Source organism: Bartonella queenslandensis AUST/NH15 (assembly GCF_000312585.1).
Classification (GTDB): Bacteria; Pseudomonadota; Alphaproteobacteria; order Rhizobiales; family Rhizobiaceae; genus Bartonella; species Bartonella queenslandensis_A.
This window is the reverse complement of the sequence record NZ_HE997975.1, coordinates 50,645-59,182: the sequence shown is the minus strand read 5'-3', so window position 1 is coordinate 59,182 and position 8,538 is coordinate 50,645. Positions and strand designations below refer to the sequence as shown.

General features: G+C 38.3%; 6 protein-coding genes and 1 pseudogene. 5 read left to right on the top strand and 2 right to left on the bottom strand.

Features of this window, described 5'->3' with window-relative positions; translation table 11 throughout:
- Both BN338_RS00515 and edd read left to right on the top strand, forming a co-directional pair.
- A partial coding sequence (locus BN338_RS00515; protein ID WP_039758043.1) for a 6-phosphogluconolactonase occupies nt 1–346 on the top strand: 346 nt, incomplete at its 5' end.
- Between the two features lie 57 nt (nt 347–403).
- On the top strand, nt 404–2,227 hold the full coding sequence (gene edd / locus BN338_RS00510) for a phosphogluconate dehydratase (protein WP_039758042.1): 1,824 nt from the start codon (nt 404–406) through the stop codon (nt 2,225–2,227).
- A 66-nt stretch (nt 2,228–2,293) separates the two neighbouring features.
- Here edd and folD read toward each other — a convergent pair whose 3' ends face one another.
- The gene (folD, locus tag BN338_RS00505) at nt 2,294–3,193 is read right to left on the bottom strand and encodes a bifunctional methylenetetrahydrofolate dehydrogenase/methenyltetrahydrofolate cyclohydrolase FolD (RefSeq protein WP_039758040.1); all 900 of its coding nucleotides are present in this window, start codon (nt 3,191–3,193) and stop codon (nt 2,294–2,296) included.
- Nucleotides 3,194–3,510: 317 nt separating this feature from the next.
- Between folD and BN338_RS00500 the strand changes: the two are divergent.
- Nucleotides 3,511–5,390, top strand: a pseudogene (locus tag BN338_RS00500) (AsmA family protein).
- 327 nt (nt 5,391–5,717) lie between these two features.
- Here BN338_RS00500 and BN338_RS11955 read toward each other — a convergent pair.
- Nucleotides 5,718–5,861 (bottom strand): hypothetical protein, encoded by a 144-nt coding sequence (locus BN338_RS11955; RefSeq protein WP_198003647.1) that lies wholly within the window; start codon nt 5,859–5,861, stop codon nt 5,718–5,720.
- 232 nt (nt 5,862–6,093) lie between these two features.
- On the opposite strand from BN338_RS11955, the gene BN338_RS00495 reads away from it, so the two are divergent.
- The gene (locus BN338_RS00495) at nt 6,094–6,837 is read left to right on the top strand and encodes a 16S rRNA (uracil(1498)-N(3))-methyltransferase (RefSeq protein ID WP_039758039.1); all 744 of its coding nucleotides are present in this window, start codon (nt 6,094–6,096) and stop codon (nt 6,835–6,837) included.
- A 68-nt stretch (nt 6,838–6,905) separates the two neighbouring features.
- The gene (locus tag BN338_RS00490) at nt 6,906–8,279 is read left to right on the top strand and encodes a glutamate--cysteine ligase (protein ID WP_039758036.1); all 1,374 of its coding nucleotides are present in this window, start codon (nt 6,906–6,908) and stop codon (nt 8,277–8,279) included.
- The last annotated feature ends 259 nt before the right edge of the window (nt 8,280–8,538 follow it).

Here is an 8,538-nt window from a genome sequence, read left to right as displayed (position 1 = left end):
AATGGGGATTGATGGACATACGGCTTCCTTTTTTCCTGATGCTGATCGTTTAAAGCAAGCACTTGACCTTCGAACACAAGCACTTGTTTTACCGTTTCATTCCAAGAGCGCTATTGAGCCAAGACTCTCACTCACTTTGCCAGTTATAATACAATCTCGTTGCATTATTCTCCATTTTGAAGGTTTTCAGAAACGTGACTGTTTTGAAGAAGCTTGTCAAGGTGGGGCTGAAATAGAAATGCCGGTTCGGGCGATTTTGCGTAATTCTCCTCATCTTATGCAGGTTTATTGGTCGCCTGCAGAAAATGAAATAAGTGAATTAAAATATGAGGGACAAGGTGAATAGAAACGCAATCTCTCTTTCATGAATAAGGGGGAGCATCAATGAAAAGGGGAAATAAATATGGCACTTTCCAAGGTAATTGCTACAGTTACACGAAGGATTTATGAACGCTCTTTACCAACACGAGAAATTTATTTAGATCGTATTGCGAATGCACAGGCTCATCGTCCCAAGCGGAGCTTTTTGGGCTGCGCCAATCAGGCTCATGGTTTTGCTGCTTGTGGTGCAATAGATAAAGAGCGTCTGAAGGGAAATATCGTTGGGAATATTGGCATTATCACGGCATATAACGATATACTTTCAGCACATCAACCTTTTGAAACGTTTCCTCACTTAATTAAAGAGGCAGCCCGTATGGTTGGTGGTGTTGCACAGGTAGCAGGGGGTGTTCCTGCGATGTGTGATGGTGTTACGCAAGGGAATGTAGGGATGGAGCTTTCCCTTTTTTCGCGTGAAGTGATTGCAATGGCGACAGCGATAAGCTTATCACACGATATTTTTGATGCAGCATTGTATCTTGGGGTGTGTGATAAAATCGTACCAGGTTTATTGATTGGTGCACTAACATTTGGCTATTTACCAGGAATTTTTATACCCGCTGGTCCTATGACAACGGGGCAAGGTAATGGTGAAAAAGCAAAAATACGTCAACTTTACGCGGAAAATAAAATAGATCGCCAGACACTTTTGGAATCAGAACCCCGTTCGTATCATGGACCAGGAACATGTACATTTTATGGGACTGCTAACTCAAATCAGGTGATACTGGAGATGATGGGGCTGCATATGCCGGGAGCTTCTTTTGTCAATGCGAATACACCGTTGCGTGATGCTTTAACAAAAGAAGCGACAAAGCGTGTACTTGAAATGACCGATCTTGGTGATCATTATAGACCACTTGGTATGATTATTGATGAGCGTTCCTTTGTGAATGCCATTGTCGGATTAAATGCAACAGGAGGCTCTACCAATCATACAATTCATTTGATAGCTATAGCTGCTGCTTGTGGTATTCAATTGACATGGCATGATATTGCAGAAATTTCATCTGTTGTGCCTCTTTTAGCGCGAATTTATCCGAATGGTTTGGCTGATATCAATCATTTTTATGCAGCAGGGGGGATAGGATTTATTATTCGCGAGCTTATTGAAGCTGGTTTAGTGCATGAAGATGTTTCTACAGTTGTTGATAAAGATCTCAATGCTTATGCAATTGAAGCAAAGCTTTCTGCTGATGGCTGTGTGGTACGTGAAGCAGCTCTTAAGGAAAGTGGTAATCATAAGGTGTTAGCAGGGTGGAAAAAACCATTTCAATCTGAGGGGGGGATTCGTGTTTTATCGGGAGATTTGGGAACCGCTATTATAAAGGTTTCATCTGTTAAACCAGAATATTGGCAAATTAAAGCACCAGTTCTTGTTTTTAATGATCAAGAAGAACTCCAAAAATCTTTTCAATCTGGAGCGTTGTACGATAAAGATTTTATCGCTGTCATTCGCTACCAAGGACCAAAAGCCAATGGTATGCCAGAGCTTCATAAATTAACGACCATTTTAGGCGTTTTACAAGATCGCGGTCAGAGAATAGCCTTGATAACCGATGGCCGTATGTCCGGAGCATCAGGAAAAATTCCAGCAGCCATTCATGTGACACCAGAAGCTTTGGATAAGGGTCCCATTGCGCGTTTGCAAGATGGTGACATTGTTTTCCTTGATGTTTATGGGGGTAAATTAACTCTTTTAGAGGATTTAGCAAAATTTAACGCACGAACAATCACACCTCCTGATCTTACAAAAAACGAACATGGTGTTGGACGTGAACTCTTTCGTGTTTTTCGTCAATCGGTTAATCGTGCAGATCAGGGGGCATCTGTTTTTGTGACATGAGGAATGCAAAAGGAAACAAGATGAACCACATGCAATGCAACCATGTACAATGAATTGTTACACTTCTTAGAATTTTAGTACAGGAAGATTGTGTAAGCGGGCGGCGGCTTTAAGTGTATTAACCATAAGCATGGCAATTGTCATGGGGCCAACGCCCCCTGGAACTGGGGTGATTGCAGCAGCTTTTTCTTTTACGTTTTCAAAATCGACATCCCCAACAAGACGCGTTTTTCCTATACCTTTTTCTGGAGCTGGAATACGATTGATGCCTACATCAATAACAATAGCATCCTTTTTAATCCAATCTTTTTTAATCATTTGTGGGCGGCCTACAGCTGCCACGAGAATATCGGCGCTCCGACATACATCATCAAGGTCACGGGTACGACTATGGGCAATTGTCACAGTAGCATTGGCGGTTGTTAAAAGGGCAGCCATAGGTTTTCCAACGATATTAGAGCGTCCAACAACGACAGCATCAAGTCCAGATAAATCTTGTCCACAGTGTTGTTCAATCATCATCATAGCTCCCGCTGGTGTGCAGGGAATAATAGCATCTTCAAGTGCATTTGCTGCGAGTTTTCCTACATTGATATAATGGAAACCATCAACATCTTTTTGGAAAGCAACGGCTTGTGTTATGCGGTTTGTATTGATATGGGCAGGGAGAGGCAGCTGTACCAAAATACCATGAACTTTAGGATCAGAATTTAATGTTGCAATAAGTTGAAGGAGTTCTTTTTCTTGTATTTCTTTGGGAACGACATGTTTGATTGAAAGAAACCCACATTCTTCAGCTTTTTTATTTTTTGAGGCGACATAGACTTGGCTTGCAGGATCATCTCCAACGATAATAACGGCGATACTAGGTTGTATATTGTAGTGATTGCGGAGTTTTATGGTTTCAGCCTTAACTTTTACAATAATCTCTTCAGCAAGTTTTTTTCCGTCGATAATATTATTCATGGGAGAGATCCTTTCGGTGAGGCTGTTTGTTTTTTTGTAAAGCATTTTCTAATAATACGATAGAGTTTTATAGCAATATTCATATGATAACAGTAAGAATGGTTTGATAATATTGTGGATTTATAGTTTTAGGAGACTTTTAAATAATTGCTTTATAAAGAAGCAGCAATATTGCTGTTTGAATAAACTTTGGATAAAGAACAAAAATAATGAAAATACAAAATGGATATGGTGAATTATAGGGTTATAAAGAGCCTGTTAATGATTATTTAAGTTTATTTTTAATCTTTTATAGGGGATAGGTATAGACGGATATTGTGCGCATCAGAATAATAAAATTTTTGAGCGGAATTTTTATTACAATTATCTTTTTATTTGGAGTGGGGATTTTCGTTTTACCTTATCTTGTTTCTACGGATATGATTCGTGTTCGTTTAGCGCAAGAGTTGAGTGCATGGACAGGTTATAATGTGCAATTGCGTGATCCGCCGCGGTTAAATCTTTTTCCTTATCCTAAAGCGTTACTTTCCGGTGTTATTTTATCATCAAAAATGGATGATGTTGCACCATTAATGGAAGCTGAATCAATAGAAGTCGATCTTTCTGTTGTTGATCTTTTTGGGGGACGTGTTTCTTTTTCAGAGACGCGGATTGTGCATCCTCAATTTGTTATGGAAAAGCCTGTTAAAACAATGGCAGATTTTTTTGATCGTTTTTCTTTCTCACAAGGTACCTTAGGATTGGCCATATGCAAGGCGCGTGAAATATTAAAGCATAATCCCGAACATCCAGAGATAGAACACCTTTTAAAACAACCTCTTGGACGGGTTGTCATTGAAAATGGTACCCTTGTTATCATGATAGCCTCTCAGGAGCAGCAGAAAAAATAACAGGATTAAATGCGACTCTAGATTGGCCAGAATCGACTCAAGAAGTACGGTTGCGTGCAGATGCTCGTTGGCGCGGAGAATTTACAAAATTATCAATTGATGCTTCTCAAGCATTGTTACTTTTGGCAGGAGGAAAAAGCCAAATTAAAGCAAGTCTTAATTCTATACGTGGGGGAATAACTTTTACAGGACAAGCTCGGTTATCTGAATATTATATTTTTGATGGGAAAATATCAATGCGCTCTCCAGGATGGAATCAGACTTTGTCTTGGATTGGAGGAAAACAGTTTTGGGGACATAGATTAAAAATACCTATTGTATGGGAATCTCATTTTTTAGCGCGACCAATGCATATCCAAATGAACAACGTTGCATTTACGATAGGGAAAGCCAATGCACGTGGAGCTTTGGAATTTGATTTTCAAGATTATGTACCAAATGTCATGGGCTCTTTAGCATTTGATAACCTAGACATTAATCTTTTGGACTCAATGTTTTTTTTGGTTAAAAAGAAAAATTCATTCTTTGATATGGCGCTTTGGGATCGTATTGGAGTGGATATACGACTTTCTGCACCACAAGTCAAAGTAGGAAATATTTCACTTACAAATTTAGCTGCTGCAATACAGATAAGAAATGGGCATGGTATTTTTGATCTTGGACATGCCAATATTTGGGGTGGATCCGTTCAAAGTAATATTGAAGTTACGCCATCTGGACAGAAAATACGTATTGGAGGAACTATGTCAGGGTCTTCTATTGATACGCAGGAGACTTTAGAAACCTTAGGATTTATTCCATTTGTACAGAGCAAAACAAATTTTACCGCAACGATACAAACACGTGCGGGTTCTTGGATGGAGGTTTTTACAAAGATGCAGGGTGGATTAACATTGAAGATGTCTTCTGGTTGGCTCTTAGGGTATGATTTGAATGAATTACAAACAAAACTTTCAAACAAACAACAATTTCTTTTAACAAGTAATGATTCTCTCTCCACAAATTTTGAACACTGGAATATTCAGGCAAGCTTTTCAGAAGGTGTGATGAAGGTGACAGAGTCATTGATGCGTACAGCAGACTTGAGTTTATCCATACAGGGGGCTGTTCCAACGGCTATTGCTCAAAGACAGCAGAATGAATTGATATTACAAGCACAATTGCACAAAAATCATAGGTCAGAAACTTTATGTAAAGATGTCCAATGCCTTGCTAACAGTCTTGCATGGCCTTTTACATTTTCTCTGAGCTCTAAAGGACAAGATCATGGTAATTTTCTGATTACAAAAGACATTGATATAGATTGAGCATTGTTTTTCATCTATATAACATTCTATTCTGTCACAATAATTTGTCTATTTGCAATCTAAATTCGTTTTTTAAATTTAAAGAAGAAATTTCAATATCCTAAGATTCTCTCATTTTTTTAATCTGTTTGTGATGAAACCAAAACCCTTCCTCTCTTTCATAAGTGCAGTTGGTATGTAGATAAACGATTGAAGAAAAGGGGAATAAAAACACCTCTCTATGGAATCTCTTTAAATACAAGAGATTCATAATATGAATGCAAATCTTAGAAAATTGCTAAAGAACATTTTGTTTCATTAAAACTTTACGGACATATCGGCCAGTTCTTATTGAATCTGAGAAGAAATACCATAGCCATCTTTGATAACTGTATGCTTTCCATCTGCTCCAACAGAACCAATTCCCACCGTAATCAAAATAAAAGCTAAGAGGGTTGTAACCGTAATAATGGTAGCTTTTTTAGCAGACATATCTCTCCTCCACTGATGCATCAATAACCGAATGCAAAGATGAATGGTGTATTATTTAAACTTTTATGAAAGCAGAATCACTTAACGATCCATTGGTTCCCACTATTATCTCATAAAGCTAAAAAACTCTATAATCCTTTAATATATTATAGTGCTATAGATATAATTTTTTCTTTTTGTTATATATTTTTCTTCATTTTTCTATGATGATAGTGAGCGTTGGCAAGATTTTATGCGCATAAATTATAAACTTAAAAGATTATTTATTCGACAGACATTGGCTTTGAATGAAGAAATAAAGATAGAGGGGGCACAAGCTTCTTATCTTGTGCATGTTTTGCGGATGAAAGAAGGAGCGGAAATTCTACTTTTTAATGGACAGGATGGTGAGTGGCTTGCCAAACTTCTTATTGTTAAGAAAAAATTTGTCGTGGTTCAGCTTATCCATCAAGAAAGAATACAAACGACACATTCCAATCTTATTTATTGCTTTGCTCCACTCAAAAATGCGCGGTTGGATTATATGGTGCAGAAAGCTGTTGAAATGGGGGTATCGGTTTTGCAGCCTGTTATAACGCATCATACTCAGGTTACACGTATCAATATGGCGCGTATGGAAGCGAATGTTATCGAAGCTTCTGAACAATGTGGCATTTTATCTCTCCCTGCATGTGTATCGGCTCTATCATTAGCAGAGCTTTTAGCACGTTGGGATGAGACACAGCCTTTATTTTTTTGTGATGAAGAGTATAAATCGCATAATCCATTACGTTCTTTTAAAAAGTGTGATGTTACAACGCCTGGTGTTCTCATTGGACCAGAAGGTGGGTTTAGTGAAGAAGAGCGGAACTTTTTAAAAAAGCATCCTTTTGTGGTTTCAATATCATTAGGTCCACGCATTTTACGCGCTGACACTGCCGCTGTTGCAGCTTTAGCTCTTCTTAATGCTACCGTGGGGGATTGGTCAATGAATTGAGATATCTGTAAAATCATTCTAAACAATTCATTTAAGATGATAATACCAATAATAGGATACGATAAGTTATGGCGCTTGATATAATGGATGGAAGTGAAGTTTATAACTTAGATTCCTTGGTGAGTTATTTCCAAGGGGGGTATAAAGCAGAAGATGATTGGCGTATTGGTACAGAACATGAAAAATTTCCGTTTTACAGAGAGGGTTTTCGCCCTGTTCCTTATGACGGTGAGAGGGGAATCCGAGCGCTATTAGAGGGGATGCAAAGTGCTTTAGGATGGAAAGCTATTTTAGATAAAGGGAATATTATTGGGCTCGTAGGATCAGTTGAACAGGGAGCTATTTCTTTGGAACCTGGGGGACAGTTTGAATTATCTGGAGCACCATTAAAAACAGTAGGTGATACGTATCACGAGTTGATGGAACATTTAGCTCTTCTCAAGAAAATTGCTGAACCATTGGGTATTGGTTTTTTGGGGATAGGAGCTAGTCCAAAGTGGACGTTAGCTGAAACGCCGAAAATGCCAAAATCACGTTATCAGATTATGACTGATTATATGCCAAAAGTCGGGCATAATGGTCTTAATATGATGTATCGCACATCAACAGTTCAGGTTAATCTTGATTTTTCATCTGAAAGCGATATGCGGCGAAAAATGCAAGTATCCATGAAGTTACAGTCCGTTGCAACCGCATTATTTGCCAGTTCACCTTTTACAGAAGGACGCCCAAATGGCTTTTTGTCATGGCGTTCTGAAATTTGGCGTGATACAGATAATCAGAGAACAGGCGTTCTTCCCTTTATATTTTCTGAGCGTTTTGGTTTTGCTGATTACGTTGAATGGGCCCTTGATGTTCCCATGTATTTTGTTGTCCGTGATGGTCGTTATTATGATTGTACACATATAACGTTTCGTCAGTTTATGCATGGAGCATTAAGAGGACAAGTTGCAAATTCAATTCCAAACATGGGAGATTGGATTAACCATTTATCAACGTTATTTCCTGAAGTTCGCTTAAAAAGATTTTTAGAAATGAGAGGAGCTGATTGCGGTTCTTGGAAGCGCATCTGTGCATTGTCGGCTTTTTGGGTTGGGCTTCTTTATGATAGAGAAGCGCTTAACGAGGCAGAGGCCTTGACCAAAGATTGGTGTTTTGAAGAGGTTTTAGATATGCGCCAACGCGTTCCCAAAGAAGGGTTAAAAACCCCTTTTCGTCAAACCATTCTTTTAGAATTGGCCCGTCAAGCTATTGCTATTGCTCGCAAGGGCTTAAAAAATCGCAAACATTATGATGCAAATGGTTTTGATGAAACAAATTTTCTTAATCCTTTAGAAGAGGTTGTGGCAACGGGTCAAACAGATGCTGAAAAACTTTTATCCCATTACTCTTCTATTTGGGATGAGTCTGTTGAACCTGTATTTTTAGAATATGCCTATTAAATTTGAGGCAAAGACACTTTGTACTTTTTTAAAAAATGCATATCTTCGAAGTGGTTTATTTACTCATTTGTCTTAGAGAGAATATCCTCCTTGCTTTCAACATTTCTCATAAAGGAATAAAGTACAAAAAAAATCCCTTGAATACCGCAGATTATGACGATCACGATATTTCCATAATCTCCATGTTATACTTTTGTGCTAAAGATGATTTGATCTATTTAGCTTTTGATCAAACATTTTTTATCCACTTGGCTCATTC